General features: G+C 75.6%; 1 protein-coding gene. It reads right to left on the reverse strand.

Translation table 11 applies throughout. From position 1 onward, the window contains the following. On the reverse strand, positions 1-536 hold a 536-nt coding region (locus tag OG562_RS45905; protein WP_266409973.1), incomplete at both ends, for a hypothetical protein.

The following is a 536-nucleotide window of genomic DNA, read 5'->3' on the forward strand; positions in this document are numbered from 1 at the left end:
AACGGAGCCCGCAGACCGAGGTCGTGCAGCGCCTGGGTCAACGTCAGAGTGAGCGCGACACCGGTGGTCAGGACCCGGCGCCCCGCGCCCCGCCGGGCGTCCCGCGCCAGGAAGGACAGCACCCCGGCGGGTCCCGCCTCGGAACCCTCCGCGGCCAGGGCACGCAGCCGCTCCGTCAACGCGGCCCGGTCCGTGTCGGCCGCCGAAAGCTCCACTACGACGGCCCGCGCGCCGCACTCCGCGAGCGTCCGCGTCACCGCCGTGGCCCACGGGTCCTCGGCATGTCCTTCGTGTCTTTCGGGGACCACGATCCACCAGGTACCGGCCGGACGTTCCGCCCCGCTCCCGGCCACCGGCCGCCACGCCACGCCGTACCGCCATCCGTCCACGCCGGACCCGCCCCGGCGTTCGTCGACCGGCGTGTCGTCCGCACCCAGGTCCTCGATCCACAGGTGCCGGTGCTGGAAGGGGTACGTCGGCAGGTCGGTGAGGCGGTGCGGGCCGGCGGTCGTGAGGGGGGTCCAGTCGACGGGGGC

It is taken from the genome of Streptomyces sp. NBC_01275 (assembly GCF_026340655.1).
Classification (GTDB): domain Bacteria; phylum Actinomycetota; class Actinomycetes; order Streptomycetales; family Streptomycetaceae; genus Streptomyces.